Source organism: Nonomuraea roseoviolacea subsp. carminata (genome assembly GCF_024172185.1).
In the GTDB taxonomy this organism is placed as follows: domain Bacteria; phylum Actinomycetota; class Actinomycetes; order Streptosporangiales; family Streptosporangiaceae; genus Nonomuraea; species Nonomuraea roseoviolacea.
The window spans coordinates 6,004,367-6,030,839 of record NZ_JAMZEC010000001.1; the positions used below are offsets into that span (position 1 = coordinate 6,004,367).

The window sequence follows — 26,473 nt, forward strand, 5'->3', positions numbered from 1 at the left end:
GGGCCGGGAAGCCGGTCTACGTTCGAGGGGTGAACAGCGCGCTGGGAAGCATGGGCGCACTCCTCGGGGTGTCGCTGGGGCTGTTCGTCCTGATCAGCCTGATCGTGATGGCGGCGGCGCGTGGCGCGCCGCGCCGGGAGGAGCCGGGGCCCGTGTGGCTCGGCGGCCCGGGGCGCGGCGAGCACGGCGTGAGCACCTCCGGCCTGGTGCTCGCCGACCGGACACCCGCCTGGGCGCCCGGCACCGGGACCGACTGGGCCGCCGCGGCCGGGACCGCCGAACCGGGCCGGCGCACCGGCGGCGCCTCCGCGGGGTGGTGACGGCGATGTTCGGCGTGACGGTGATGCTCCGGGTGACGGGATGCCGGGGGTGACGGCGAGGGTGGGGTGGTGACGCGATGCGCGGGCTCAGCACGGCCCAGGCCGACGACGTCAGGCAGGCCCTGCGCGCCGCCGAGCGGCGCAGCGGGCTGCGCTTCGGCCTCTTCCTCGGCCCGCCCGCGGGCGGGCGGCGGCACTTCGCCGAACGCCTGCACGCCGCCCTCGGCGAGGAGACCCCCGACGCGGTCGTCGTCCTCGTGGACGTCACCGGCCGGGCGCTGGAGATCGTCACGGGTGAACGCGCCCGGCGGCGGCTGCCCGACGGCGCCTGCCGGCTGACCGCCATGTCGATGGCCACCGCGTTCGGCGCGGGCGACCTCGTGGGCGGCCTGCTGTACGGGATCGCCACGCTGGGGGAGCAGGCCGCGACGCGCGGCTAGCCGGCTGTTCCAGCTTCCGAGGGCGTCGGAGGCCGGAGCCGGGCGGGACGGCGTCGTGGGGCAGGGGCCGGGTGCACCGGCTTCAGACGGCGTCCGTGGGGATGCGGTCGAGCAGGGCGACGACGTGCTCGCTGACCCCGGCCAGCAGCGTCGCGGGCTCGATGGGCGCCTCCGCCACGGCCGCGAACAGCGACGGCAGCCCGGGCAGCGGGAACCCGTCGTCCTTCGAGGCCGCCGCGCCGATCGCGTTCTTGTCCAGGGCCGCACGGCTGCGCTCCCACGCCTCCAGCACCTCCTCGGGCGACGGCACGCCGAACCCGTGGCCGACCGGGGCCGCGTGGCGCAGCCGTACCAGCGGGGTGTCGGCGAACGCCAGCGCGGTGCGCGCCCGCACGGACAGGTTCGCGCGCGGCTCCGGCGGGATCCAGTGCATGGCCGTGCACGGGTTGCGGCACGTGGCCACGCACACGGCCAGCGCGCCGGCCACCTGGCTGTGCTGCCGGTCGAAGTACGCGCGCCAGCCCTCGGCGGGCTCGACCGAGACCCGCAGGGTCCGGTTGGTGGCCGACTGCTCGGACTTGGTGTGGTCGCAGTCGCGGTCGCCGATCACGCCGAAGCGGCTGCCCGGGGCGCTCAGCCCGTCGGGCCAGCGCGCCGGGTCGCCCGCGTGGCCGAGGTGGGGCTCGAAGGCCAGCAGCGGGAGGTACTCGCTGGCGATGTGCACGGCGGCGATCATCGGGCTCAGCTCGCGGCGCTGCCAGCGCACGGCGATGACCTCCAGCAGCAGCCCGTACGCGGGACGCAGCGACTCCAGCGCGCCCCGCGGCTGCTCGCGCGGGGTCTGCGGCATGTGGCACGCCCGCGCCCGCCGCCGCAGCTCCGCCGGCACCGACCGCGCCTCGGCCGCGAAGTCCTCGGCGTCGAGGGAGAGCAGCCGGTGCCCGAACTCGCACACGTCCGCCACCTCGGCCGACGGAGCGAGCGCGGCGAGATCGGCGAACGCGTGACGGCGGGCCAGGGTGACGAGCAGATCGTGCGTGGACTTCACCCGATCACCCTCTCACGCGCCGGACCGTTCCCCGGCAAAGCGGACGTCACCACCACGAACGTCTTGCCACGCCACCCGGCTGATGCCCGGACGCCCGCCGGCGCCGGCCGGGCGCGCACACCCCGCGTCAGTCGCACCGGCGCCCGGCCGGGACGCAGCCCACGGGCAGGGGGAAGGGAGCTCACGGGCAGGGAGCAGGAAGGTGCGGGAGCTCACAGGCAGAGGGAGGCGCGGGGTCAGGGGCAGGGGGAGCGGACGCACTGGATGTCGCCCGGCTCGCGGGTCTGCGTCGGCTCCGGGGTCGGCTCCTGCGGGCCGGGCGTCGTCGGCTCCGCCGTGGGCTCCGGGTCGCGCGTGGTGGGCGTGGCCGTGGGAGCCGTCGTGGTGGGACTCGCCGTGGGCGTGGCCGCCGTCGGCGACACCGTGGGCGTGACGGAGGCGCGCGTGCCGCTCGGCCGCGGAACGGTGGTCGTCTTGGCCGGGGGCGCCGAGCGGCGGCGGGGCGCGGGCGGCTCGGCCGCGCTCGTCGTACGGGCGTGCGTGGCGGGCGCAGGCAGGACGGTGCCCGGGTCGGCGGCGCTCTCCTGACGCGTCCAGACGGACCCGGCGACGGCCACGGTGACCGTGACGGCCGCCGCCACCGACGCCAGCGCGCTCAGCAGCCCGCGACGGCGCCGCGACGAGGGCCGCGAGCCCGGCTCGGCCAGCGCGCGGCGCGCCGCGGCGGCCAGCTCGGCGGCCGACGGCCAGCGCATGTCGGGCGCCTTCGCCAGCGCCCGCTGCACCACCTGGCGCGGCCCCGCGGGCACCTCCGGCGGCAGCGCCGGGACGGGCGCGTGAAGGTGCTTGTAGATGATCTGCACGGGCGTGTCGCCCTCGTACGGCAGGCGCCCGGTCAGGCACTCGTACGCCACCACGCCCAGCGCGTAGACGTCGACCGCGGGCGTGACCTCGCTCGCGGTGGCCAGCTCGGGAGCGCAGTAGCCGGCCGAGCACAGCATCGCGCCGGTGGCGGTGAGCTGCCCGGCCGAGACGGAGTGCGCGATGCCGAAGTCGGTCAGCGCGACCCGCCCGTCGGGCCTGACCATGAGGTTGGCCGGCTTCACGTCGCGGTGGACGATGCCCTGCTCGTGGGCCGCGGCCAGGGCGTCGGCCACCTCGGCGACGAGCCGCATCGTCTCGGCCGCGGAGAGCGCCCTCGCGCGCAGGATCCGGTCGAGCGACTCGCCCTCGACGAACTCCATCACCAGGAAGCTGACCCGCCGCCCGGCGACCTCGCACGTGCCGTAGTCGTAGACGTCGACCACGCCCGGATGCCGCAGCGTGGCCATGGCGCGCGCCTCGTTCTGGAACCGGCGGGCGAACGCCGGGTTCTCGGCCAGCGCGGGCATCATCACCTTGACGGCGACGGTGCGGCCGAGAACCGTGTCGGCGGCACGCCAGACCTCGCCCATGCCGCCACCGCCGACGCGGTCGGCCAGCACGTAGCGGTCGTTGAGCGTGGTCCCGGAGCCGAGCACGCCATCGAGGCTAACACCGGCAGGCCGATGACCTGGCCGGAATCCCCGACGGAGAACCGGCCCCGGGAAAGCCGAGGGGCCCCGGTGCGCGAACGCGCCGGGGCCCCTCCGGCAGCCGGGACGTCAGGAACCTGACGACCCGTCTCGATCACTGGGCCGCGGACTCCGCGTCCTTGGCCCGGTTGCGGAGGGCGCGGCTCACGCCGTCGGCGCCCTCCAGGATCAGGCGGCGCAGCGCCTGCGGCGGCTGGTGCTCGGCGAGGTAGCGCTCGGCCGCCTCCACCGTCTCCTGCTCGATGAGCAGCGCCGGGAAGCACCCCACCGCGAACGTCGACGCCTGGTCGAAGGTCCACTCCTTGTAGATCCGCCCGACCTCCGCGAAGTACTTGCCGCGGTACGCCTCCAGCAGCTCCACGTGGTTGGCGTCCTGGAAGCCGTTGATCGTGGTGCGGGCGATGTGGTTGGCCAGCTTGCCGCCCACGATCCGCTCCCACGCGGCCGCCTTCGCCTCGGCCGTCGGCACGGCGGCCCGGCACATCGCCGCCGAGCGCTCGCCGGTGGCCGTCGGGTCGCGGCGCAGCTCGGCCTCGATGTCGGCCTCGCCCAGCACGCCGCCCGACACCAGCGCGTGGACGAGGGTCCAGCGCAGGTCGGTGTCGACGGTCACGCCCTCGGGCACCGCAGAGCCGTCCAGGATGCCGCCGACCAGCGCGAGGTCGCTCTCGGAGGTGGCCACCGGCGCGAACGCCTGCAGGAACGCGAGCTGCTGGTCCGAGCCGGGCTCGGCGCCCTCCAGCAGCGCGCGCAGCTCGGTGGCGAGCAGGGCCAGGCCCTCGGCCCGCCAGGCCGGGTCGGCGTACTGCTGCACGGCCAGCCGCGCCTGCCGCAGCACGGCCTGCAGGACCGTGATGTCCTTGACCGTGCCCACGCCCGACACCACGAGCCGCACGTAGTCGCGGGTGGACATCTCGCCGTCGCGCGTCATGTCCCACGCCGCCGACCAGCACAGCGCGCGCGGCAGCGACTCGGTGAACCGGGCGATGCCGCCGTCGACCAGCGTGCGCAGCGACCGCTCGTCCAGGCGGATCTTGGCGTACGTCAGGTCGTCGTCGTTGATGAGCACCAGGTCGGGCTGCTCCTCGCCGACCAGGTCGGGGACGGCCGTGCGGGCGCCCACGACGTCGAGCTCGACCCGCTTGACCCGGGTGAGCGCGTCGCCGTCCCGCTTGTACAGGCCGATCGCGACGCGGTGCGAGCGCAGCGTCGGGTAGTCGGCCGGGGCCTCCTGGAGCACCTCGAAGCTGTCGTAGCGGCCGTCCTCGGTGAGCGTGAAGGAGGGGCGCAGGGTGTTGACCCACGCCGTCTCCAGCCACTCCTTCGACCAGGACGACAGGTCGCGGCCGGAGGTCCGCTCCAGGGCGTTGAGCAGGTCCTTCAGCTCGGTGTTGCCCCAGGCGTGCTCGTTGAAGTAGTCACGCACGCCGGCCAGGAAGTTGTCCAGCCCGACGTAGGCGACGAGCTGCTTGAGCACCGAGGCGCCCTTGGCGTACGTGATGCCGTCGAAGTTGACCTCGACCGCCTGCATGTCGGGGATGTCGGCGGAGATGGGGTGGGTGGACGGGAGCTGGTCCTGGCGGTAGGCCCAGGACTTCTCCACGTTCGCGAACGTCGTCCACGCGCCCTTGCCCCAGCGGGTCGCCTCGGCCTGCGCGAGCACCGACATGTACGTGGCGAACGACTCGTTCAGCCACAGGTCGTCCCACCAGCGCATGGTGACGAGGTCGCCGAACCACATGTGCGCCATCTCGTGCAGGATCGTCTCGGCGCGCCGCTCGACCACCGCGTCGGTGACCCGGGAGCGGAAGACGTAGTCCTCGAGGAAGGTGACGCATCCGGCGTTCTCCATCGCGCCGGCGTTGAACTCCGGCACGAAGAGCTGGTCGTACTTGCCGAACGGGTACCGGAAGCCGAACACCTTGTGGAAGAAGTCGAAGCCCTGCCGGGTGACCTCCAGGATGTTGTCGGCGTCGAGGTGCTCGGCGAGCGAGGCGCGGCAGTAGACGCCGAGCGGGATGCCGTCGTGCTCGGAGGTCACCTTGTGGTACGGGCCGGCCACGAGCGCGGTGATGTACGTGGACATGACCGGCGTGGGCGGGAACTCCCACCGCTTGGCGGCCTGCACCGAGCCGTGCTCCTCCGCCAGCTCCTCCACGCCGGCGGCGGCGGCGTTGGAGACGACCTCCCAGTCGGCCGGGGCCAGCACGGTGAGCTGGAAGGTGGCCTTGAGGTCGGGCTGGTCGAAGCACGCGTACATGCGATGCGCGTCGGCGGTCTCGAACTGGCTGTGCAGGTAGACCTTCTGGTCGACCGGGTCGACGAAGCGGTGCAGCCCCTCGCCGGTGCGCATGTAGGCGCAGTCGGCGTCGACGCGCAGCTCGTTGGAGGCGGCCAGGGCGGGCAGCGGGAAGCGGCCCTTCTCGGCGTCGTAGGCCGAGACGTCGAGGTCCTCGCCGTTGAGGGTGACGCGGCGGACCCGGGCGCCGTGCAGGTCGATGAAGGTGGAGGCGCCGGGTTGCGTGCCGGTGAAACGGACGGTGGTGATGCTCTCGAACCGCTCGTCCCCCTCGGTCAGGTCGAGGGCGACCTCGTATGACTCGACATTCAGCAGCCGGGCGCGCTCGCGAGCCTCGTCCCGAGTCAGGTTGCCTGCCAAGTTGTACTCCTTTTCACCACTCCGTCGGGGTTGTCGGTATCCTGTCACGTTGGAATAGGCGCCGACGCACCCAGGTTATGGCCCCACATGACTACCAGGACTCCTGTCGATCTGTGGTTCGATCCCTCCTGTCCGTTCGCGTGGGCCACGTCCCGCTGGCTGATCGAGGTCGAGAACGTCCGCTCGATCGAGCCGCGCTGGCGTCTCATGAGCCTGAAGCTGCTCAACCAGGACAAGGACGTCCCCCAGGACTACAAGGACCGCTCGGTCCGCGCCATGGGGCTCGTCCGCGTGATCGCCGCCGCCCAGCAGAAGTACGGCGACCACGTGACCGGCACGCTCTACACCGAGATGGGCACCCGGCTGCACAACGAGGGCCGCTCGAAGCAGCCCGACCCCTACCGTGCGATCGCCGAGGAGTCGCTGGTGGCCGCCGGCCTCGACCCCGAGCTGGTCTCCGCCATGGAGTCCGAGGAGTACGACGAGGCCATCGCCGCCTCGCACGACGAGGGCATCGGCCTGGTCGGCGACGACGTCGGCACCCCGATCATCCGCGTCGGCTCCAACGCCTTCTTCGGCCCCGTCATCACCCGGATCCCGCGCGGCGAGGAGGCGGGCCGGCTGTGGGACGGCGTGCTCCTGGTGACCGCGTTCGAGGACTTCTTCGAACTCAAGCGCACGCGGACGCGTTCGCCGCGCTTCGACTGAGTCCCTCCACCGGCCCGAGTCAATTCCGGTCAGGTCGTCAAGGGGTGCCCGGGGCGGTTTTCTTACCTCCCGGGCACAAGTTCGTACGCTTCTGACGGGCTGCTTTCATCCGCGCGGCCTCGCCATGGCCGTGCGGGCGCGCGACCATGGGGCCATGCGCAAGCTTTACATCGGCGGCGCCTGGACCGCGTCGGTCTCGGGCGAGGCGATCGACGTCGTCAACCCCGCCACGGAGGAGATCATCGACCGGGTGCCCGCGGGCGCGCCCGCCGACGTCGAGGCCGCCGTCAGGGCGGCGCGCGGGGCCTTCCCCGCATGGTCGGCCGCCGGCCCCGAGGACCGCGCCAAGGTCCTCGCCGCCGCGGCCGAACTGCTCGAACGGCGCTCCGCGGACGTCGCGGAGACCATCGCGACCGACATGGGCGCCCCGCTGCGCTTCGCGCTCAAGGTGCAGACGCTGATGCCCGCCGGGGTGCTCGCCTCCTACGCCCGGATGGCCGCGAGCCACCCGCGCGAGTCGCGCGTCGGCAACTCCCTGGTGCTCAGAGAGCCGGTCGGGGTCGTCGCCGCGATCACCCCGTGGAACTATCCGCTGCACCAGGTCATCTGCAAGGTCGCCCCGGCGCTCGCGGCGGGCTGCACGGTCGTGCTCAAGCCGAGCGAGGTGGCGCCGCTGGCCGCGTACGCGCTGGCCGAGATCCTCGACGAGGTCGGCCTGCCGCCCGGGGTGTTCAATCTGGTGAGCGGGCGCGGCCAGGTCGTGGGTGAGGCCCTGGCGGCGCATCCCGAGGTGGACATGGTCTCGTTCACCGGCTCGACCGCCGCGGGCCGCCGGGTCGCCGCCCTCGCCGCCGAGGGCGTCAAGCGCGTCGCGCTGGAGCTGGGCGGCAAGTCGGCCAACATCATCCTGCCCGACGCCGACCTGACCAAGGCCGTCACCGCGGGCGTGGCCAACTGCTTCATCAACTCCGGCCAGACCTGCACCGCCTGGACCCGCATGATCGTCCACCGCGACCAGTACGACGAGGCGGTCGGGCTGGCCGTCGAGGAGGCCCGCACGTACACGGTCGGCGACCCCTTCGACGACGCCACGCGCCTCGGCCCGCTCGTCTCGGCCGTCCAGCGCGACCGCGTCGTCCGCTACATCAACCGCGGCCAGGAGGAGGGCGCCCGGCTGGTCGCGGGCGGCACCGAGCGGCCCCTGCCCCGCGGCTACTACGTCGAGCCGACCGTCTTCGCCGGGGTCGAGCCGGGCATGGCCATCGAGCAGGAGGAGATCTTCGGCCCGGTGCTGTCCATCATCCCGTACACCACCGAGGACCAGGCCGTCCGCATCGCCGACGGCACCCGCTACGGCCTGTCGGGCGCGGTGTGGGCGGGCACGGAGGAGCGCGCCGTCGCCGTGGCCCGCCGCCTGCGCACGGGGCAGGTCACGGTCAACGGCGGCCGGTTCAACCCCTCGGCCCCGTTCGGCGGCTACAAGCAGTCCGGCCTCGGCCGTGAGCTGGGCGAGGCCGGACTCGCGGAGTACTTCGAGCTCAAGAGCCTGCAGCTCTGACGCCTGCGGCTCTGACCCGCCTGCGGCTCTGACGCGCCCGCCGCTCCGACGCCTGCGGCTCTGGCCCGCCCGGGGCTCTGGCCCGCCCGCGCGGGTCAGAGCATCAGGCCGCCGGTGGCCAGGAGGTTCTGCCCGGTGATCCAGCCACCGTCCGGCCCCGCCAGGAACGCGACCACCGAGGCGATGTCGTCCGGACGGCCCAGCCGGCCCAGGGCCGTGAGCGTCGTCGCCCGCGACAGCGCCTCCGGCGCGTTGCCGGCCCGCAGCAGGTCCGTGTCCGTGGCGCCGGGCGAGACGGTGTTGGCCGTGATGCCGCGCGGGCCCAGCTCGCGTGCCGCCACCTTGGCGAACTGCTCGACCGCCGCCTTGCTGGCCGCGTACAGGCCGACGCCCGGCGCGGCCATCGCGGTGTTGAGGGTGGAGATGTTGATGATCCGGCCGCCGTCGCGCATGACGCGGGCGGCCCACTGGACGGCCAGGAACGTGGCGCGGGTGTTGACGGCGAACACCCGCTCGTACGTCTCGTCCGTCACCTCCGCGATCAGCCCCTGGCCGGTCTCGGCCGCGTTGTTGACGACGACGTCCACGCCGGGCAGCAGCTTCTCCGCCTCGGCGAACAGCCTCTCCAGGTCGTCGCGGCTGCCCTGGTCGGCCTGGACGGCGTGCGCCCCGGTCCGCTCGGCGACCAGCGCCGCCGCCTCCGCGTTGCTGTGATAGCTGAAGACCACCTCGGCGCCGTCGGCGCGCAGCCGCTCGACGATCGCCCTGCCGATGCCCCGGGACCCGCCCGTGACCAGTGCGCCTTTTCCGGAAAGCTGGCTCATGCCGCCAATCTATGCCTTCAGCATGATCTTGCGGGCTTCGTCCCGGGGCAGCCGGTCGACGTACAGCCTGCCGTCGAGGTGGTCGGTCTCGTGCTGGAAGCAGCGGGCCAGCGAGCCCCGGGCCTTGACCCGCACCGGGCGGCCGAGCCGGTCGAGCCCCTCGACCGTGACCCCGGCGGCCCGGGCGACCGGCGCGTAGATCGGCTTGCCGCTGCGCCGGTCGGGCACCGACAGGCAGCCCTCCTGGTCGAGGATCTCCTCGGAGTCGTCCACGGTCAGCACGGGGTTGATCACGTGACCCTTGCGGCCGCTGATGTCGTAGACGAACAGCCGCCGCGACACGCCGATCTGCGGGCCGGCCAGGCCGACGCCGTCCACCGCGTACATCGCCTGGAACATCTCGTCGATCAGGCGGCGCAGCTCCTTGTCGAAGCCCTCGACGGGCTCGGCGGGCGTACGCAGGACCGGATCGCCGATCGCGCGGATCTCACGCATGGACGCTCAACTTCCGTAAGGGGCGGTCATGGTTGGCAGTCCTTACTGTAGCGAGTGGCCGCGCCACCCACATCTCCTCGCGGCGGCCTGTGGAAGACTGGTCGCGTGCGCGTCTACATCGGTGCCGACCATGCCGGCTATGAGCTCAAGAACCATCTCGTGTCGTGGCTGAAGGACCACGGCCACGAGGTGACCGACTGCGGTCCCTTCGTCTACGACGCCGAGGACGACTACCCGGCGTTCTGCCTGCGGGCGGCCGAGGGAGTGGCGGGCGACCCGGCGAGCCTGGGCATCGTGATCGGCGGATCCGGCAACGGCGAGCAGATCGCCGCCAACAAGGTGCGCGGCATCCGCGCGGCGCTCGCCTGGAGCGAGGAGACGGCCAGGCTCGCCCGCGAGCACAACGACGCCAACGTGGTCAGCGTCGGCGCCCGCATGCACTCCACCGAGGAGGCGACCAGGTTCGTCGAGGTGTTCCTGACCACGCCGTTCTCCGGGGCCGAGCGGCACAGCCGCCGCATCGCCCAGGTCGAGAGCTACGAGACGATCGGCCAGCTCCCCTCGCTGCCGTAGGGCTCCTGTCGCTAGGTCCGGCGCCGGGGCTCGCGCCTCGGCATCTCGTCACGCAGGGGCCGCCGGTCGGCGGCCTCCTGCTGCTCCTTCGACGGCCGTGACACGTCGCGGGCCCGCATCGCGGTGACCGCCGTGATCTGCAAGCTCTGCAGTGCCATACCGCCGAGACTACGTCAGGGGGGTGTCACCCAATAACCCCTGGATGATGATCAAGGCGTTGGTCAAGTGGGCTGCCCAAACCGGGGTCAGACCGATACAGTCACACGCATCATGAGTTCCCGACCGGCGCCGCTGATCCCGCCACGGCTCCGCGCGCTCCTGGTGCGGGTGCCGCTGCTGGTGCCCGCCGTCCGCTTCCTCCGCCGAACCCTGTCCCGCGACCGCAACCTGCTCGTCACGCTCACCATGCTGACGCTCCTCGTCGGCCTGCTCGCGGCGCGCGTGTCCACCGAGTGGTTCTCGCCGTCGCTGCTCATCCTCATCACCCTCGTCGGCGGCCTCCAACTGCGGCTGGCGAGCCTGGCCAAGCTGCTCGGCGCGGTCGCGGTCGCCCTCGGCTACATCGCCCTCACCCTGGGCGTGGGCCGCATCGGGCTCGGGCTCATGGTGACGATCGGGTTCACGACCGTGCTCGCCGTGCTCATGGCGCGCACCCGCGGCAAGCTCGGCGTGCAGGGGCTGCGCGGCGACGCGATGCTGCTGGAGCTGCGCGACCGGCTGCGCGGTCAGGGCGAGCTGCCGCCCCTGCCCAAGGACTGGGGCGGCCGGGTGGTGCTCAAGCAGGCGGGCGGCTCCTCCTTCGGCGGCGACTTCCTCGTCTCCAAGCGCGACGGCGACCAGGTGGACATCGCCCTGGTCGACGTCTCCGGCAAGGGTGTCGACGCGGGCACCAGGGCGCTGATGCTGTCCGGCACGTTCGGCGGCCTGCTCGGCTCGGCCGACGACTTCCTGGCCGCCTGCAACGCCTACCTGCACCGCCAGCGCGGCGACGAGGGCTTCGTGACCGCCGTCCACGTGCGCCTCGACCTGGCCTCCGGTGACTACACGATCACCTCGGCCGGGCACCCGCCCGTGGTGAAGTTCGACGCGGGCACCGGCAACTGGCGGGTCGCCTCGGCCAAGGGAGTGGTCCTCGGCGTGGTGCCCGACCTGCACTGCGAGCCCGACAGCGGCACGCTGCGCAGGGGCGACGCCCTGATGTTCTTCACCGACGGGCTGATCGAGCAGCCCGGGCGCGACATCGACGCGGGCCTGGACAAGCTGCTCGGCGAGGCGGAGCGGCTGCTCACCTCCGGCTTCCACGACGGCGCGCGGGCGCTGGTCAACGCCATGTCCTCCGGGCACAACGACGACTGCGCGCTGGTGCTCATCTGGCGGCCGTGACGCTCCGGCCATGACGAACCACACGGGTGAATGGTGAACACCGTCACTGGCCGCCGGATCTCCGTCCTGAGATCGTCGTACTGCTTGCCCATGTGCCCGGGCCCCGGGGGAGCGGCGCGGCTTCTTCCGGGGTCCGGCTTCTTCCCGGAAGACGGGCGCCGGCTCAGAGCCAGCCGGAGTCGCTGGCGATGCGGATCGCGTCGACCCGGTTGCGGGCCCCCGTCTTGCAGATGACCCGCGACAGGTGGTTGCGCACCGTGCCGACCGACAGGCAGAGCTGGTCGGCGATCTCCGCCGAACGGGCCCCGCCGGCCGCGGCGCGCAGCACGTCGAGCTCCCGCCGGGTCAGCGGGTTGGCCGCCGACTGGAGCGCGGCGGCGGCCAGCTCGGAGTCGACCGCGCGCCGGCCCGCCGCGACCTGCCGCAGCCCGTCGGCCAGCCGCTCGGGCGCCACGTCCAGGCTCATGAAGCCGAGCGCGTGCGCGGCGAACGCCCGGCGCACCTGCCCCGGGCTGGGCTGGGCGGACAGCACCAGCGCCCGGCAGCCAGGCGCCTTCTCGTGCAGCGCCGCCAGCACGGGCAGGCCGCCCGCGCCGGGCAGGTCGAGATCGACGACCGCCGTGTCGGCCCCGGACGCCAGCGCCGCCGGCACCACGTCCTCGGCGCCGCCGACCTCGGCCACGACCCGCATCCCGGGCTCGGCGCCGAGGGCGGCCACCAGGCCGCGCCGTACCAGGGGCAGATGCTCGGCGACCAGGATCCGGATCAAGGCGCTCCCTTCGTCATACCCCAGGGTGATCGTATGATCGCATACTGTCAACGAAGTCTCTCGGTTCCCCAAAGGGGGCGCAAGCCATTCAGGTGCGGAGAGTTCGACTAGTCTTGGGTGGTCGGGACCGTCCGTTTACCTGGAGAGCGCCTAGATGAACTGGCTGTTCGTGGCCGGGATCGCCGTCTTCTTTCTCGGACTGATGGCCTCCATCGCGCTGCATGAGCTGGGACACCTCGTGCCGGCCAAGATCTTCGGCGTCCGGGTGCCCCAGTACATGGTGGGCTTCGGCGCGACCGCATGGTCGATCCGCCGGGGCGAGACCGAGTACGGCATCAAGTGGATCCCGCTGGGCGGCTACATCCGCATGATCGGCATGCTGCCACCGCGGCCGGGCGACGCTCCGGGCAAGCTCCGCGGCACCTCGACCGGGCCGTTCCAGGGCCTCATCGAGACCGCCCGCGAGGCGTCCATGGAGGAGGTCCGCCCCGGCGACGAGGACCGGGTGTTCTACCGCAAGAAGTGGTGGCAGAAGGTCATCATCATGTCCGGCGGCCCGGCCATGAACTTCGTGTTGTCGTTCATCCTGTTCTCGATCCTGCTCGTCGGCATCGGCCTGCCCACCTACGCCCCGATCGTCTCGCCGCAGACCAACACCTGCGTCATCCCGGCCAGTGAGAAGCGCGCCGACTGCCGTCCCACCGACCAGCCGACCCCCGCCGCCAAGGCAGGGCTCAAGCCGGGTGACCGGATCGTCTCCTTCGACGGTCAGAAGATCGCCACCTGGGACGACGCCACCCGCCTCATCCGCGGGCACGGCGCCGGCACCGTCTCGCTGGGCATCGTGCGGGCCGGCAAGCCGATGACGCTGCCCGTCACGCTCATCGCCCAGGACCGGCCCTCGCTGACCGACCCGAATAAGATCGACAAGGGCGTCGGCTTCCTCGGCGTGCTGCCCGACCGGGTGATGGAGAAGCAGAGCTTCGGCATGGTCGTCGGCTACATGGGCGAGCTGACCGGCCGGGTCGCCGGGTCGCTGCTCAACCTGCCGGAGAAGATGGTCGGCATCTGGCACGCCGCCTTCTCCGGGCAGGAGCGCGACCCCGAGGGGCCCGTCGGCGTCGTGGGCGCCGGTCGGCTGGGCGGCGAGATCCTCTCCTCGGACATGACCACCGAGATGAAGATCTTCAACGTGGTGAACCTGCTGGCCGGCTTCAACCTCGCGATCGGCATGTTCAACCTCATCCCGTTGCTGCCGCTCGACGGCGGCCACATCGCGGGCGGCCTGTGGGAGGGCCTCAAGCGGGGCTTCGCCCGGATCACCCGCCGGCCGGAGCCCGCGTACGTGGACATCGCCAAGGTGCTGCCGCTGACGTACACGCTGGCCCTCGTGATGATCGTCATGGCCGGGCTGCTCGTCTACGCCGACCTGTTCAACCCCCTCAAGCTGGCCGGCTAGGCGGCCGCCCGCCGCCCGCGCCGGGCCCGTGGGCGGCGGAACAGGAAGAACGTGCCCACCCCGCACAGCACGCCGACGCCGATCGCCCCGCCGCCCACCCAGAGCATGGTCTGGTCGATCGGCGGATGGCCGACGGGCGAGCCGACCGGCCCGTCCCCGAAGTACTGCTTCCCCTTGTACGGCACGGCCGCGATCTTCGCCGCCGTGGCCGTGGACGCCGCCTTCACCGCCGCCTCCGCGTTCACCAGCCCGAAGCCGAGGAACGGCGTGTAGCCGGCCGGCGGCTTGCGGGCCGTCCTGACGAGGATGTCGCGCACCTGCCGGGGCGTCAGCTTCGGGTTGGCCGACAGCATCAGCGCCGCGGTGCCCGCCACCAGCGCGCAGGCCGGCGAGGTGCCGTCGCCCGCCTCGTAGCCGCCGGTGTTGCGGGCGGCGTAGATGTCGACGCCCGGAGCGGCGATCGTGTTGTACGTGTGCACCTGCGAGAACTCCGCCCGCACACCGTCCGGCGCCAGCGCCGCCACCGCGATCACCCCCGGATAGCCGGCCGGGTACGACATGGTGTTGTTGGCGTCCACCTCCAGCGGGTCGGTGGAGCCGCCGTTGCCGGCACTGGCCACGAGGATCACGCCCTTGCCGACCGCGTAGTCCACGGCCGCGGCCGTGTCGTCCTCGTAGCCGCCCCAGCCCCACTCCGCGGTGCCCAGCGACATGGAGACGACCCGCGCGCCGTGATCGACGGCGTAGCGGATGCCCTTCGCCAGGGCGTTGCCGGCGCGCTCGCTCTCCTTGTCGGCTCCGATCTTGCCGTCCTTGGCCGCCTTCTCCGCCCGCTTGCGGGCCGGGTCCTCGCGGTCCCAGATCACCCGTACGGACAGCACCCGCGAGTCCGGCGCCACGTGCAGCACACTGGAGGCCATGGCCGTGCCGTGCCCGCCCCAGTAGCTCTGGCCGGGACGGGCGCCGCCGCCGATGAAGTCGGGGCCGCTCGTCACCCTGCCCCTGAACTCCGGGTGGCCCTTCATCACGCCCGTGTCGAGGACCGCGACGGTGACGCCCTTGCCCTCGGCGATCCGCTGGGCGCCCGGCACGCGCATGGCCGCCTGCTCCCAGCCGTGCGGCGCGTCGGCGAGCTCCCGAGCATGCTGTGCGTCGGCGAGCTCCAAGCCACGCTGCGCGTCGGCCGCGCCCGGGACCGCCGCGGCGGCGACGAGCCCGGCGGTCAGGACGGCCGTGGCCGCCACTCTCCTCATCAAGCACCCACCTTCGGGATCTGGTTGGCCAGCCGGGTGGCCACGTTCTCGGCCAGCCCCTCGGCCGTGGAGCTCCAGGCCGAGCGGTCGTCCTTCTGCTCCAGCGGCCGGTTGCCCCAGGGGTCGGGCAGCCGGCCGGGGCGCCTGCCGTCGGCCGGGCCCGCGGTGACCGCCACGAACATCGGTGTGTACATGTCGAACACCGCCCTGCCGCCGTCGCCCGTGCGGGCCGCGTCCTTCCACTGCGTGCCGGGCGCCGCGAGGGCGCGCACGACGTGGTCCGCCTTGTCCCGTCCGTCACGGATGTGGTCGCCGAGGTCCTCCTTGGCGGACAGGTCGCGGAAGGCGATGATCGCGACGGTCGCGGCCGTGCCCCCGGTGTCGTCGACGTACGTGGCGCGAAGGGCCGCGACGCAGCCGCGCTGGGCGGCGAGCTTGACCAGGCCGCCGGACAGCGCGGCGTCGCACGAGGTGCTGGAGGAGATGGCGGCCCTGGTCCAGCCGCGCTCGTCGTCGGGGCCGTCGCTCTTCTTCTCCGGGTCCTCGCGGCCGATCGCGGCGGGGAACATCTTCTCGACGGGCACGTTGCGCCACAGGTCCATGGAGTACTGCTTGTTGCGGATCTTCTGGTCGCTGTTGCGGACGGCGTGCTGGACGAGCAGGCCGCCGCCGAGCGCGGACACCAGGCCGAACCCGGCCACGAGCACCCCGGCGACGATCCGCCCGACCCCCCGCTTGGGCGGCCCGGACTCGGGCGCCTGCGGCGGCGGCCCGTAGGCTCCCGGCCCGCCCTGACCGTAGGGTCCTGGTCCGCCCTGGGGCGGCCCGTAGGGTCCCGGCCCGCCCGGCGGTGGACCGTAGGGCTCCGGCCCGCTCTGCGGCGGTGGCCCGTAGGGTCCCGGTCCGCCGGGCGGCTGGACGTACGGTCCCGGCGCGCCCTGCGGCGGCCCGTACGGTCCCGGCGCTCCCGGCGGCGGGTACGCCTGCGGATGGTACGGGGCGGGATGTCCGCCGGACGGCTGCGGGGCGGGATATCCCGGCCCCTGACCAGGCGGCGGGTACGTCATCGGCTCTCCAGTGGTGCGTCCCAGACGCCCCTCAGACCACAGGGGGCGCTCACGGCTTTTTGGACCTTATCGGTCACAAACGACATCGCGGGCCGAGGGGTTCCCGGCTCGCGACGCGGCTTCGAAACCCGTACAGGCGCGGGCAAACGCCATGCAACCGCCACGCAAGCGGTCCCGTGTCTCCTGTGATCGCACAAGTCGTCCAGGCGAGTAAGGAACGCAGATGGCGAAGAAGGGAAAGCTGCTCCCCGTCGGGGCGGCCGTGGTGGGGAGCGGCCTCGTCCTGCTGGGCGCCGGGGTCCTGGGGATGACGATGTGGCCCATGCCCGGATGGGCCGGCGTGGCCTTCTCCGCCGGCATGACGCTCACCGCCCCGGGTGCCTTCCTGGTCGTCTTCGGCCTGGTCAACCGGTCGATGGGCGCGGCCATGTCGTCCATGGACGGCGCCCTCAGGCCGGCCGGCTCGGGCGGCGTGTTCGGCATGATCAAGGACCTGGCCGGGGGCAACCGCGACCTCCTCCTCAACGGGTCGCCGGCCAGCGCCGTCGTCCTGTCGATGCGCGACACGGGCGTGACGGTCAACGACCTGCCCATGGCCGTGTTCGAGCTGGAGGTCCGCCGGCCCGGCTCGGAGCCGTACCGCGTGGCGCACCGCGAGCCGATCCCGCGCCTGCTCGTGGGCGCCGTCCTGCCCGGATCCCCCCTCGCCGTCCGCGTCGACCCGCACGACCCCGCCCGCCTGGCGATCGACTGGTCGCAGGCCGCGGGCCCGGCCTCCCGGCCCGCGGCGGCCGGTCAGCAGGTGTCGGCCGCCGACATCCTGGCCCGTGGCGTGCCCGCCACCGTGACCATCCTCGGGACGTTCACGATGAACGGCATGACCTCCGGCGACGGCGACCCGGTCGTGGGCTTCGACCTGCGGGTGACCGGGCCGTACCGGCCGTACGAGGTGCGCCTGGCCCACCGGGTCCCGCGGCCGCACCTGACCCGGCTCGTGCCGGGCACCGCGCTGCCCGCCAAGATCGCTCCCGAGGACCCGCAGAAGGTCGCCATCGACTGGGAGGCGGACAGCCCGGTCGGCGAGCCGCAGATGCTCTGAGCCGGGGCGCCCCCGGGGTACACCTCGAAGGAAGGACCCTGGGGGAGGGGGCGGCTCGGGCATGACGGCGCTGCTGGTCACCGCTGCGGCGATCTTCCTGTGGGGGGTCGTGTCGGGGCGCCTCCAGCGCGCCGACCTGACCGCGCCGATCGTCTTCGTCGCCGCGGGCTGGCTCGTCGCCGAGGCCGGCCTGGTCGGCCCGCAGCCCGTGACCGCCCGGACGTTGAAGCCCCTGGTCGAGATCACCCTGGTGTGGGTGCTGTTCTCCGACGCCGCGGGGGTGCCCCTCAGCCAGGTGCGCCGCGACCTCGGCCGGTACCTGCGCCTGCTGGCCGTCGGGCTGCCCCTCACCGTCCTGGCCGGATGGGCGCTGGCGGACCTGCTCTTCCCGGCCCTCGGCGGCTGGCTCGCCCTGCTGGTGGGGGCCGCCCTGGCGCCGACCGACGCGGCCCTGGGGCTTCCGGTGGTCACCAACCCGGCGGTGCCGGTGGACGTCCGGCGGCTGATCACCGTCGAGAGCGGCCTCAACGACGGCGTCGTCACGCCCGTGGTCGTCCTGGCCATCGCCGGGGCCGCCTCGGCGGAGGGGCTCGGGGGCGTCCACGGCTGGGCGGCGCTCGCCGAGCTCGGCATCGGCGTGCTGGTGGGCGCGGTCAGCGGCCTGGCCGGCGGCGGGCTGCTGCGGTGGGCGCGCCGCCGGGGATGGGCCGCCGACGACTGGGCGGGCGTCGCCGTCCTCGCCCTCGCGATCGTCGCCTACACGGCCTCGCTCGCCGTCCACGGCAACGGTTTCGTCGCGGCCTTCTGTGCAGGTCTCGCCTTCGGCGCGGCGGCCGGTCCGCGGGGCCCCGCCGAGCTGGTCTTCCTGGAGCAGGCGGGCGGCCTGGTGTCGCTGCTGGTCTGGCTCGCGTTCGGCGCGGTCGCCGTGCCGATGGTGGCCGGCCGGGTCCAGCCCGCCGTCGTGGTGTACGCGCTGCTGAGCCTGACCGTGCTGCGGATGGCGCCCGTCGCGCTGGCCTGCGCCGGTGCCGGGCTCGGCCGCGCCACCGTGCTGTTCGTCGGCTGGTTCGGGCCCCGGGGACTCGCCTCGCTGGTCTTCGCCCTGCTCGCGGTCGAGGAGCTCGGGACCGCCGCGGGTGACGCCGCCGCCGTCATCGGCCTGACCGTGCTCCTGAGCGTCCTGCTGCACGGCCTCAGCGCCAGACCCCTGGCCGCCCGGTACGTACGGGCCGTCACCGGGGCCGGCGACGGCCATGACCACCAAGGCTGACAGACCATCCGCCGGGTGTGAACTGGGACGAACTGGGCAATGCGTCTAATCGCACGGTCGGGGTAGGTGCCCCAACAGGCGACGTCCGCGATGGCACCGCAGGAGCGGCACACGACATGGTGCTTGTCCTCCACCCGTGACTCGCAGCGGGCGGTCGTACCGGCGGGCCGGATGCGCAGTTCCGCTCGTACCAAGGCGATCACCCGGTAGATCCGGCATTACGGAGGGACAGATGAGCGACACCCAGAACAACCCCCCTTCCAGCGCGCAGGGCGTGGACGAGAAGGCGGCGGCCGGCTGCCCGGTCGCGCACGACTCCGTGACCGCGCACGGCAGCGAGAGCGAGAACCCGGCCATCGACTCGCCGACTCCCAAGACCGGCGGCCGTCCGCGCACGAACCGGGACTGGTGGCCCAACCAGCTCGACCTGTCGGTGTTGCGCGCGCACTCGTCCAAGGGCAACCCGCTGGGCGAGGGCTTCAGCTACGCCAAGGAGTTCGCGAAGCTCGACGTCGAGGCGCTCAAGCAGGACATCATCGAGACGCTCACCACCTCGCAGGACTGGTGGCCGGCCGACTTCGGCCACTACGGCGGTCTCATGATCCGGATGAGCTGGCACGCCGCGGGAACCTACCGCATCCATGACGGCCGCGGCGGGGCCGGCGACGGCGCCCAGCGTTTCGCGCCGCTCAACAGCTGGCCCGACAACGCCAACCTCGACAAGGCCCGCCGGCTGCTGTGGCCGGTCAAGCAGAAGTACGGCCAGAAGATCTCGTGGGCCGACCTGCTCGTGCTCGCCGGCAACGTCGCCCTGGAGTCGATGGGCTTCAAGACCTTCGGCTTCGGTTTCGGCCGCGAGGACGTCTGGGAGCCTGAGGAGATCTTCTGGGGCCCGGAGGACGCCTGGCTCGGCGACGAGCGGTACGTCACCGACAGCGAGATGGTGCCGAACTTCGGCGCGACCGAGATGGGCCTCATCTACGTCAACCCGGAGGGTCCCCGCGGCAACGCGGACCCGGCCGCGGCGGCGCACTTCATCCGCGAGACCTTCGCCCGGATGGCGATGAACGACGAGGAGACCGTCGCCCTCATCGCCGGCGGCCACACGTTCGGCAAGACCCACGGCGCCGGCGTCGCGGACGACCACGTGGGGCCCGAGCCCGAGGCCGCGCCGCTGGAGGCGCAGGGACTGGGCTGGCTGAGCAGCCACGGCACCGGCAAGGGCGCTGACACGATCACCAGCGGTCTGGAGGTGACGTGGAGCGACCGGCCGACGCAGTGGAGCAACCGCTTCTTCGAGATCCTCTTCGGCCACGAGTGGGAGCTCACCACGAGCCCCGGCGGCGCCAAGCAGTGGGTCGCGAAGGACGCCGAGGCGATCATCCCGGACGCCCACGACCCGTCGAAGAAGCACCGGCCGACGATGCTCACGACCGACCTGTCGCTGCGCGTCGACCCGGTGTACCAGAAGATCTCCCGGCGCTTCATGGAGAATCCCGACGAGTTCGCGCTGGCCTTCGCCAAGGCCTGGTACAAGCTGCTGCACCGCGACATGGGCCCGGTCAGCCGCTTCCTCGGGCCGTGGGTCGCCGAGCCCCAGCTGTGGCAGGACCCGGTGCCGGCCGTCGACCACGAGCTCGTGGGTGACGCCGAGATCGCCGCACTCAAGACGAAGGTCCTGGAGTCCGGCCTCACGACCGCCCAGCTCGTCTCCACTGCCTGGGCCTCCGCCGCGAGCTTCCGCTCCACCGACAAGCGCGGCGGCGCCAACGGCGCCCGGATCCGTCTCGAACCGCAGCGCGGCTGGGAGGTCAACCAGCCCGAGCAGCTCGCGACGGTCCTGGACACCCTCGAGGGCATCCGGCGCGAGTTCAACGAGGCCGGCGGCGCGAAGATCTCGCTCGCCGACCTGATCGTGCTGGCCGGATCGGCGGCCGTCGAGAAGGCGGCACGCGACGCGGGGGTGACGGTGACGGTGCCGTTCCGGCCGGGCCGCACCGACGCCACCCAGGAGCAGACCGACGCCGAGACCTTCGCGGTCCTCGAACCGCGGGCCGACGGGTTCCGCAACTACCTGCGCGCCGGCGAGAAGACCCAGCCGGAGGTGCTGCTCGTCGACCGCGCGTACATGCTCAACCTGACCCCGCCCGAGATGACCGTCCTGGTCGGCGGCCTGCGTTCGCTCGGAGCCAACGTCGGTGGTTCGCGGCACGGCGTCCTCACGGACCGGCCCGGCGTGCTCACCAACGACTTCTTCGTCAACCTGCTCTCCCCGGGCACCCGGTGGAAGGCGTCGGAGTCCGAGGAGCACGTCTACGAGATCCGCGACGTGGCCACCGGCGAGGTGAAGTGGACCGCCACCGTGGTCGACCTCATCTTCGGGTCCAACTCGCAGCTGCGGGCCCTCGCCGAGGTCTACGCGAGCCGGGACGCCCGGGAGAAGTTCGTGACCGACTTCGTCGCGGCCTGGACCAAGGTCATGGAGCTCGACCGGTTCGACCTCGCCCGGCCCTAGACGCGGAGACGCCCCCGCCGCCGCCGAGGACGGCGGCGGGGGCGTCGTCCCGGGTTCAGTTCATCGAGATGTGCACGTGGTCGAAGTGGTTCTCGGTGATGCTGCCGCGATCCTCCATGGCCCGCCAGCCGGAGCCCATGTTGATGCGCTGCTGCCAGATCACGTACTTCACCCCGAGCTTGGCCCGGTTCTCCAGCGCCCAGGCCGCGACGCGGTCGCCGAGGGCCTTGTTGGCCGCGCTGGGCATGGTGCCGCCCGTGCTCATCATGAAGTCGCACGCCCGCCCCAGGGGGTGCTCGCCGCTCGACCCCGAGCGGAAGCAGCCGACCGTGAACGGCAGGGAGAAGTTCTTCTCGACCAGCGCGCGCATCGCCCGGGTGCGAGGGGTGATGTTGTCGGAGCCCGAGGGCAGCTCGGGCGCCCAGGTGCCGTCGGAGCGGCGGCCGGTGCTGACCGGGACGAGGTCCTTGAGCTTCTTCTCGATGGCGTCGATGACGTCCTGCGCCTCGTCGCGCCGCCTGGCGACGTCCGCCGCCTCGGTGCGGATCCGGGCGGCCAGGGCGGTGGCCTCCTCGGCGGCCTCGCGCTGCTCGTCGCGGGCCCGGGCGACATTGCGCACGACCGCCTGCTGCTCGGCGATCATCTGCTCCAGGACGGCCGCCCCGGTGGTGTTGCCGGGGAAGACGAAGCCGAGCACGGCCGGGTCGCCGCTCTGGTAGCGCATCTGGGCGATCTGGGCGACCCGGCTCTCCGCCGCGGCGACGGCCTGTTCCGCGGCGGTCAGCCGCTTGCCGGCCGTCTCGGCCGCCCGCTGGGCCTCGGCCAGCTCGACCCGCTTGGCGTTGTAGCTCTCGATGAGCTTGTCGACCTTGGCGTTCAGGTGCTTCAGCTCGGCGCGCAGCTCGGACTCGCTGGGCTTGGGGGCCGCGGTCGCGCTGGCCGCGCCGAAGGCGACGACGGCGATCACGAGGCCGATGACGAAGTTGATGGCAAAGCGCGTGGGGGGCGCGGACGCCACGAAGGATTCCTCTCCCTCTGCCGGCCGGGTTAGCTGACGGGTTCGGGATGGGAGGTCCCTACCACGGACGACGTGGATTCACCCCAGGTACGGTGGGTCCCCGGCTCCCGGGCGACGCGCCCGGGATTAGGCGGGTCCCGGCCGTGACGACCGGGACAAAAGGGATGTTAGTGGTAAAACCCCAGTAATGCGACTCCAAGCGGAGATCAATCAGTGATCTACCTGTGATCGGAGCAGCCGCGCCGCCTCCTCGGGCAGCACGTCGTTGACGAAGGCGCCCATCGCCGACTCCGACCCCGCCAGGTACTTCAGCTTGCCGGGCGCCCGCCTGATGCTGAACAGCTCCAGATGCAGGTACGCCAGCTCGCGGTCCTGCCGTACCGGAGCCTGGTGCCAGGCCGACACGTACGGCATGGCGACGCCGAACATCCCGTCCAGCGCCCGCAGCACCGAGGTGTAGAGCGGCGCGAAGGCGGCCCGCTCCTCCTCCGCCAGCGCGGCGAGGTCGGGCACCTGCCGGTGCGGATAGACGTGCACCTCGTACGGCCAGCGCGCCGCCGCCGGCACGAACGCCGTCCACAGCTCGTTGGCGGCCACCACCCGCGTCCCGGCGGCGCGCTCGGCCGCCAGCACGTCCGCGAACAGGTTGCCCCCGTGCCGGGCCGCGTGCCGCGCGGCGGCGCCGAGCTGGAGCCGCGTGCGGGGCGTGACGAACGGGTAGGCGTAGATCTGGCCGTGCGGGTGGGTCAGCGTGATGCCGATCTCCTCGCCGCGGTTCTCGAAGCAGAAGACCTGCTCCACGCCGTCGATCGCGGACAGCTCCGCCGTGCGGTCCGCCCACGCCTCCATCACCAGCTCGACCTGCGCGTCGGAGAGCCGGGAGAACGACGAGGAGTGCTCCGAGGTGAAGCACACCACCTCACACCTCCCCACGCCCGGACGCACCTCGCTCAGACCGCCCACGTCCCCATAAATCCCGAGATTCATGGAGAAGGACGGGAAGCGGTTTTCGAAGACGACCACGTCGTAGTCGTGCGCCGGGATCTCCGAGGCGCGCGTGTCCGACGACGGGCACAGCGGGCACTCGTCAGCCGGCGGCATGAACGTGCGCGTCTGCCGGTGCCCCGCGACCGCGATCCACTCCTCGGTCAGCGGGTCGTAACGCAGCTCGGACGCCACCGGACGCGGATCGAGCGGCCGGCGGTCGATCGCGCCGCGGTCGGCGTCGTCCCGGCGGTCGAAGTAGATGAGCTCCCGGCCGTCGGCCAGATGGGTGATGGTGCGCTTCACGGCTACCCCTCAGCGATGATCAGTTGTCCGGCCCGTTCGGCCAGCTCGGTACGTGCGTCCTCGGGCAGCCCCGCGTCGGTGATGACGACGTCGGCCTCGGCCAGCTCGGCGATCGTGCTGATGCCGACCGTGTTCCACTTCGTGTGGTCGGCGGGGACCACCAGCCGGTGGGCCGCGGCCACCAGCTCCCTGTCGGTCTCCGCCTCCAGCAGGTTCGGCGTGGTGAAGCCCGCCCGCACGCTCATGCCGTGCACCCCGAGGAACAGCGTGTCCACGTGCAGCCTGCGGATCGCGGCCACCGCGACCGGCCCCACCAGCGCGTCGGACGGCGTGCGCACGCCCCCGGTCAGCACGACCGTGCGGTCGGGGCGCGGGTTGCGGTGGAAGACGTCGGCCACGGGCACCGAGTTCGTGATGACGGTCAGCTCCGGCACGCCCGTCAGGTGGTGGGCCAGCGCCCACGTCGTGGTGCCCGCCGACAGCGCCACCGCGGTGCCGGGCCGGACGAACTCGGCGGCGGCCCGCGCGATGGCCTCCTTCTCCCGCTGCTGGCGGGCCGACTTGGCGGTGAAGCCCGGCTCCTCCGTGGACCCCTGGTCCAGGGCCGTCGCGCCGCCGTGGACCTTGGCCAGCAGGCCGCGCTCGGCGAGCACCTCCAGGTCGCGGCGGATCGTCATGTCGGAGACGCCGAGCTCACGCACGAGGTCGGCCACCCGGACGCCGCCGCTGCTGCGCACGCGCTCCAGGATCGTCTGCTGCCGCTGCTGTGCGAGCACGCCCGCTCCTTCCAACAGATTCCACCAAATTATGACATGGCGGTGTTGGGGAATGTTGACCAGCCTCACTCTTGTGCCGCGAGCGGCGGCGGGAGACGTTGGAGACGCGCGCGCATCCGACGCGCGCGCATCCGCTCCCGCAGGAGGAGGCCCGCATGGCCAGGCGCGCACGCAAGGGCAGGGCACGCAAGAAGAAGAGGGCCAACCACGGCAAGCGCCCCACGGCACGCTGACACCCGCCCGGCTGAGGGCCCGCACGGGCTCGCTCAGCCGGGAAGGGGTTCCTGTGGGCGGGAAAGGGCGGCGGGTCAGCCGGGAAGGCGGGCCAGCGCCTCGTCGATGCGCTCCTGCGGCAGCGCGAAGTCCTCCATCGCGCCCGACAGGTAACGGTCGTAGGCGGCGAGGTCGAAATGGCCGTGACCGCACAGCGCCGTCAGGATCACCTTCGCCTCGCCGCTCTCCTTGCAGCGCAGCGCCTCGGCGATGGTCTCGGCCAGCGCGTGCGTCGGCTCGGGCGCGGGGACGATCCCCTCGGTACGGGCGAAGCGGACACCGGCCTCGAAGCACTCGATCTGCGACCTGCTGACCGCCTCGAACATCCCCAGCTCGTACATGTGCGACAGCAACGGCGACATGCCGTGATACCGCAGGCCGCCCGCGTGGATCGGGTCGGGCACGAAGTCGTGGCCCAGCGTGTGCATCTTGAGCAGCGGGGTGAACCCGGCGGTGTCGCCGAAGTCGTAGGCGTACACGCCGCGCGTGAACGACGGGCAGGCGGCCGGCTCGACGGCCCGGATGACCGGGTCGATGCGGCCGGCCAGCTTCTCCCGCAGGAACGGGAACACCAGCCCCGCGAAGTTGGACCCGCCGCCGGTGCAGCCGATGATGACGTCGGGCGCCTCGCCGAGCTGCGCGAGCGCCTCCTCGCCGATCACCGTCTGGTGCAGCAGCACGTGGTTGAGCACCGAGCCGAGCGCGTACCTGACGTCCTCGCCCGCGCCGGCCACCTCGACCGCCTCGCTGATCGCGATGCCCAGGCTGCCCGTCGAGTCCGGCGCGTCGGCCAGCACCCGCGCCCCGGCCTTGGTGACGGTCGACGGGCTGGCGTGCACGGTCGCGCCGTACACCCGCATGAGCGAGCGGCGGTACGGCTTCTGGTCGTAGGAGGCGCGCACCATCCAGACCTCGCACTCCAGCCCGAACTGCGCGCACGCGAACGCCAGCGCGCTGCCCCACTGCCCGGCGCCGGTCTCGGTGGTCAGCTTCCGCACGCCCTCGCGGGCGTTGTAGTACGCCTGCGGTACGGCGGTGTTCGGCTTGTGCGACCCGGCGGGGGAGCCGCCCTCGTACTTGTAGTAGATGCGGGCGGGGGTGCCGAGCGCCTTCTCCAGCCGGCGCGCCCGCAGCAGCGGCGTCGGCCGCCACAGCCGGTAGACGTCCAGCACCTCCTCGGGGATCGCGACGAACCGCTCGCCGCTCACCTCCTGGCCGATCAGCTCCATCGGGAAGAGCGGCGCGAGATCGCCGGGACCCACGGGCCGCCGGGTCGCCGGGTGCAACGGCGGCGGAGGCGGCGCGGGCAGGTCCGGCACGATGTTGTACCAGTGGCTCGGGATCACCTCTCCAGTCTGCGCCGGAGCGGGCCGTCGTACCAGGCCACGCGCCGCGTCCGGCTCTTCGAGTGGTGTGTGGGCCCGGCTCCTCGAGTGCCGCGTCAGCCCGGCTCTTCGAGCGCCGGGTGTCCGGGGCGGTCCGCCCGCACGACGACGTCGGCGCTCTCGCGGGGCCGCGCCTCGCACTCGTAGCGCGCGTAGGCGGGCAGCCGCCACCGCTCGTCCGCGCCGGTGCCGCGCGCCAGCGCCGCCTCCGACAGCCACAGGTGGACGCTCAGCTCCGCCGGCAGCCCCCGTCCCAGGAGCAGCGTCCCGTCGAGCAGCAGCACCCCGCCCGCGGGCAGGCTCTCGTACGGCAGGCGGTAGGCCCGGTCGGCCCGGCTGTCCCACAGCGCCGGCAGCACCTTGCCCGTGCCGCCCGGCTCCAGGGGGCCGAGCACCTCCCGCACCAGCGCCCCGGTGTCGAGCCAGTCGTCGTAGAAGACGTCGGGGTCGGTCCGTCCGTACTCCAGGCGCAGCGACGCGGGCCGCAGGAAGTCGCCGGCGCTCACCCGCACCACCGCCCGGCCGCGCACCCTGAGCGGTGCGACCAGCGCGTCGGCCAGCCGTCCGGGCCCGCTGGGCGGCGCCCCGTCGATCAGCACCCGCGCCGGCCGCTCACGCGGCAGGGCGTCGATCCGCCCGGCCAGCTCCTCCGCCAGCGCCTCCGGCGAGATCGGTCGCACACGCATCGTCCCGAGCCTACGCGCTCTTCCGCGGGGC

25 protein-coding genes and 1 riboswitch are annotated in these 26,473 nt (G+C 72.9%); of the genes, 11 read left to right on the forward strand and 14 right to left on the reverse strand.

The genetic code is table 11. The features are described from left to right. Positions 1-29 precede the first annotated feature (29 nt). Positions 30-320 carry a hypothetical protein gene (locus HD595_RS27820; protein ID WP_253774021.1) on the forward strand — a complete coding sequence of 97 codons (291 nt, stop codon included), beginning with the start codon at positions 30-32 and terminating at the stop codon, positions 318-320. Between the two features lie 77 nt (positions 321-397). After that, the gene (locus tag HD595_RS27825) at positions 398-760 is read left to right on the forward strand and encodes a TPM domain-containing protein (RefSeq protein ID WP_253774023.1); all 363 of its coding nucleotides are present in this window, start codon (positions 398-400) and stop codon (positions 758-760) included. An 82-nt stretch (positions 761-842) separates the two neighbouring features. On the opposite strand, the gene HD595_RS27830 is transcribed toward HD595_RS27825, so the two are convergent. The 3 genes from HD595_RS27830 to pepN all read right to left on the reverse strand — a co-directional run bounded on the left by HD595_RS27830 (position 843) and on the right by pepN (position 6,041). Next, positions 843-1,808 (reverse strand): hypothetical protein, encoded by a 966-nt coding sequence (locus HD595_RS27830; protein ID WP_253774025.1) that lies wholly within the window; start codon positions 1,806-1,808, stop codon positions 843-845. A 236-nt stretch (positions 1,809-2,044) separates the two neighbouring features. Continuing rightward, positions 2,045-3,328 (reverse strand): serine/threonine-protein kinase, encoded by a 1,284-nt coding sequence (locus HD595_RS27835; RefSeq protein WP_253774027.1) that lies wholly within the window; start codon positions 3,326-3,328, stop codon positions 2,045-2,047. Between the two features lie 148 nt (positions 3,329-3,476). After that, positions 3,477-6,041 carry an aminopeptidase N gene (gene pepN / locus HD595_RS27840; protein WP_253774029.1) on the reverse strand — a complete coding sequence of 855 codons (2,565 nt, stop codon included), beginning with the start codon at positions 6,039-6,041 and terminating at the stop codon, positions 3,477-3,479. Positions 6,042-6,128: 87 nt separating this feature from the next. On the opposite strand from pepN, the gene HD595_RS27845 reads away from it, so the two are divergent. Next, positions 6,129-6,749 carry a DsbA family protein gene (locus HD595_RS27845; RefSeq protein WP_253774031.1) on the forward strand — a complete coding sequence of 207 codons (621 nt, stop codon included), beginning with the start codon at positions 6,129-6,131 and terminating at the stop codon, positions 6,747-6,749. Positions 6,750-6,903: 154 nt separating this feature from the next. Further along, positions 6,904-8,307, forward strand: coding sequence for an aldehyde dehydrogenase family protein (locus HD595_RS27850; protein WP_253774034.1), 1,404 nt, complete (start codon positions 6,904-6,906; stop codon positions 8,305-8,307). A 95-nt stretch (positions 8,308-8,402) separates the two neighbouring features. On the opposite strand, the gene HD595_RS27855 is transcribed toward HD595_RS27850, so the two are convergent. Then, positions 8,403-9,131 (reverse strand): SDR family oxidoreductase, encoded by a 729-nt coding sequence (locus HD595_RS27855; protein ID WP_253774036.1) that lies wholly within the window; start codon positions 9,129-9,131, stop codon positions 8,403-8,405. 9 nt (positions 9,132-9,140) lie between these two features. Further along, on the reverse strand, positions 9,141-9,626 hold the full coding sequence (def, locus tag HD595_RS27860; RefSeq protein ID WP_253774038.1) for a peptide deformylase: 486 nt from the start codon (positions 9,624-9,626) through the stop codon (positions 9,141-9,143). 105 nt (positions 9,627-9,731) lie between these two features. Here def and HD595_RS27865 point away from each other — a divergent pair, with 105 nt between their 5' ends. Then, positions 9,732-10,199, forward strand: a complete 468-nt coding sequence (locus HD595_RS27865; RefSeq protein ID WP_253774040.1) for a ribose-5-phosphate isomerase — start codon at positions 9,732-9,734, stop codon at positions 10,197-10,199. An 11-nt stretch (positions 10,200-10,210) separates the two neighbouring features. Here HD595_RS27865 and HD595_RS27870 read toward each other — a convergent pair whose 3' ends face one another. Next, on the reverse strand, positions 10,211-10,357 hold the full coding sequence (locus tag HD595_RS27870) for a hypothetical protein (RefSeq protein WP_175602173.1): 147 nt from the start codon (positions 10,355-10,357) through the stop codon (positions 10,211-10,213). 112 nt (positions 10,358-10,469) lie between these two features. Between HD595_RS27870 and HD595_RS27875 the strand changes: the two genes are divergently transcribed. Further along, a complete protein-coding gene (locus tag HD595_RS27875) occupies positions 10,470-11,582 on the forward strand; it encodes a PP2C family protein-serine/threonine phosphatase (RefSeq protein WP_253774042.1) in 1,113 nt (370 codons plus the stop codon). A 163-nt stretch (positions 11,583-11,745) separates the two neighbouring features. On the opposite strand, the gene HD595_RS27880 is transcribed toward HD595_RS27875, so the two are convergent. Beyond that, complete coding sequence (locus tag HD595_RS27880; RefSeq protein WP_253774044.1) at positions 11,746-12,351, reverse strand: response regulator transcription factor; 606 nt, start codon at positions 12,349-12,351, stop codon at positions 11,746-11,748. Between the two features lie 154 nt (positions 12,352-12,505). Here HD595_RS27880 and HD595_RS27885 point away from each other — a divergent pair, with 154 nt between their 5' ends. Next, entirely contained in the window at positions 12,506-13,810 is a 1,305-nt protein-coding gene (locus HD595_RS27885) for a M50 family metallopeptidase (protein WP_253774046.1), read from the forward strand. Here HD595_RS27885 and HD595_RS27890 read toward each other — a convergent pair. Next, on the reverse strand, positions 13,807-15,063 hold the full coding sequence (locus tag HD595_RS27890) for a S8 family peptidase (RefSeq protein ID WP_253774048.1): 1,257 nt from the start codon (positions 15,061-15,063) through the stop codon (positions 13,807-13,809). The genes HD595_RS27885 and HD595_RS27890 overlap by 4 nt on opposite strands. Then, on the reverse strand, positions 15,063-15,770 hold the full coding sequence (locus HD595_RS27895; protein WP_253774050.1) for a hypothetical protein: 708 nt from the start codon (positions 15,768-15,770) through the stop codon (positions 15,063-15,065). The genes HD595_RS27890 and HD595_RS27895 overlap by 1 nt, the downstream gene beginning before the upstream one ends. A gap of 583 nt (positions 15,771-16,353) precedes the next feature. Here HD595_RS27895 and HD595_RS27900 point away from each other — a divergent pair. The 3 genes from HD595_RS27900 (at position 16,354) to katG (ending at position 21,014) form a co-directional block, all read left to right on the forward strand. After that, positions 16,354-17,229, forward strand: coding sequence for a hypothetical protein (locus HD595_RS27900; protein WP_253774052.1), 876 nt, complete (start codon positions 16,354-16,356; stop codon positions 17,227-17,229). Between the two features lie 61 nt (positions 17,230-17,290). After that, positions 17,291-18,499 carry a cation:proton antiporter domain-containing protein gene (locus tag HD595_RS27905; RefSeq protein ID WP_253774053.1) on the forward strand — a complete coding sequence of 403 codons (1,209 nt, stop codon included), beginning with the start codon at positions 17,291-17,293 and terminating at the stop codon, positions 18,497-18,499. A 232-nt stretch (positions 18,500-18,731) separates the two neighbouring features. Continuing rightward, entirely contained in the window at positions 18,732-21,014 is a 2,283-nt protein-coding gene (gene katG / locus HD595_RS27915; RefSeq protein ID WP_253774055.1) for a catalase/peroxidase HPI, read from the forward strand. A gap of 55 nt (positions 21,015-21,069) precedes the next feature. On the opposite strand, the gene HD595_RS27920 is transcribed toward katG, so the two are convergent. The 3 genes from HD595_RS27920 to HD595_RS27930 form a co-directional block, all read right to left on the reverse strand. Then, positions 21,070-22,032, reverse strand: a complete 963-nt coding sequence (locus tag HD595_RS27920; RefSeq protein WP_253774057.1) for a coiled-coil domain-containing protein — start codon at positions 22,030-22,032, stop codon at positions 21,070-21,072. Between the two features lie 4 nt (positions 22,033-22,036). Beyond that, positions 22,037-22,175: riboswitch (cyclic di-AMP (ydaO/yuaA leader) on the reverse strand. A 67-nt stretch (positions 22,176-22,242) separates the two neighbouring features. Beyond that, positions 22,243-23,322 carry a galactose-1-phosphate uridylyltransferase gene (gene galT, locus HD595_RS27925; RefSeq protein ID WP_253774059.1) on the reverse strand — a complete coding sequence of 360 codons (1,080 nt, stop codon included), beginning with the start codon at positions 23,320-23,322 and terminating at the stop codon, positions 22,243-22,245. Positions 23,323-23,324: 2 nt separating this feature from the next. Next, positions 23,325-24,098, reverse strand: a complete 774-nt coding sequence (locus HD595_RS27930) for a DeoR/GlpR family DNA-binding transcription regulator (protein WP_253774068.1) — start codon at positions 24,096-24,098, stop codon at positions 23,325-23,327. A gap of 155 nt (positions 24,099-24,253) precedes the next feature. Here HD595_RS27930 and HD595_RS47280 point away from each other — a divergent pair, with 155 nt between their 5' ends. Continuing rightward, on the forward strand, positions 24,254-24,331 hold the full coding sequence (locus HD595_RS47280; protein WP_376768103.1) for a 50S ribosomal protein bL37: 78 nt from the start codon (positions 24,254-24,256) through the stop codon (positions 24,329-24,331). Between the two features lie 75 nt (positions 24,332-24,406). On the opposite strand, the gene HD595_RS27935 is transcribed toward HD595_RS47280, so the two are convergent. After that, complete coding sequence (locus HD595_RS27935) at positions 24,407-25,717, reverse strand: TrpB-like pyridoxal phosphate-dependent enzyme (RefSeq protein WP_253774070.1); 1,311 nt, start codon at positions 25,715-25,717, stop codon at positions 24,407-24,409. A 95-nt stretch (positions 25,718-25,812) separates the two neighbouring features. Further along, entirely contained in the window at positions 25,813-26,442 is a 630-nt protein-coding gene (locus tag HD595_RS27940; protein ID WP_253774072.1) for a nucleoside/nucleotide kinase family protein, read from the reverse strand. Between the last annotated feature and the right edge of the window lie 31 nt (positions 26,443-26,473).

What these genes read in the sequence shown, in the direction of transcription:
- def (WP_253774038.1), bottom strand. Translation starts at nt 9,626, where the DNA reads ATGCGTGAGATCCGCGCGATCGGCGATCCGGTCCTGCGTACGCCCGCC.
- HD595_RS27875 (WP_253774042.1), top strand. Translation starts at nt 10,470, where the DNA reads ATGAGTTCCCGACCGGCGCCGCTGATCCCGCCACGGCTCCGCGCGCTC.
- HD595_RS27900 (WP_253774052.1), top strand. Translation starts at nt 16,354, where the DNA reads ATGGCGAAGAAGGGAAAGCTGCTCCCCGTCGGGGCGGCCGTGGTGGGG.
- HD595_RS27825 (WP_253774023.1), top strand. Translation starts at nt 398, where the DNA reads ATGCGCGGGCTCAGCACGGCCCAGGCCGACGACGTCAGGCAGGCCCTG.
- HD595_RS27870 (WP_175602173.1), bottom strand. Translation starts at nt 10,357, where the DNA reads ATGGCACTGCAGAGCTTGCAGATCACGGCGGTCACCGCGATGCGGGCC.
- HD595_RS27845 (WP_253774031.1), top strand. Translation starts at nt 6,129, where the DNA reads ATGACTACCAGGACTCCTGTCGATCTGTGGTTCGATCCCTCCTGTCCG.
- HD595_RS27940 (WP_253774072.1), bottom strand. Translation starts at nt 26,442, where the DNA reads ATGCGTGTGCGACCGATCTCGCCGGAGGCGCTGGCGGAGGAGCTGGCC.
- HD595_RS27855 (WP_253774036.1), bottom strand. Translation starts at nt 9,131, where the DNA reads ATGAGCCAGCTTTCCGGAAAAGGCGCACTGGTCACGGGCGGGTCCCGG.
- HD595_RS27890 (WP_253774048.1), bottom strand. Translation starts at nt 15,063, where the DNA reads ATGAGGAGAGTGGCGGCCACGGCCGTCCTGACCGCCGGGCTCGTCGCC.
- HD595_RS27905 (WP_253774053.1), top strand. Translation starts at nt 17,291, where the DNA reads ATGACGGCGCTGCTGGTCACCGCTGCGGCGATCTTCCTGTGGGGGGTC.
- HD595_RS27850 (WP_253774034.1), top strand. Translation starts at nt 6,904, where the DNA reads ATGCGCAAGCTTTACATCGGCGGCGCCTGGACCGCGTCGGTCTCGGGC.
- HD595_RS27885 (WP_253774046.1), top strand. Translation starts at nt 12,506, where the DNA reads ATGAACTGGCTGTTCGTGGCCGGGATCGCCGTCTTCTTTCTCGGACTG.
- HD595_RS47280 (WP_376768103.1), top strand. Translation starts at nt 24,254, where the DNA reads ATGGCCAGGCGCGCACGCAAGGGCAGGGCACGCAAGAAGAAGAGGGCC.
- katG (WP_253774055.1), top strand. Translation starts at nt 18,732, where the DNA reads ATGAGCGACACCCAGAACAACCCCCCTTCCAGCGCGCAGGGCGTGGAC.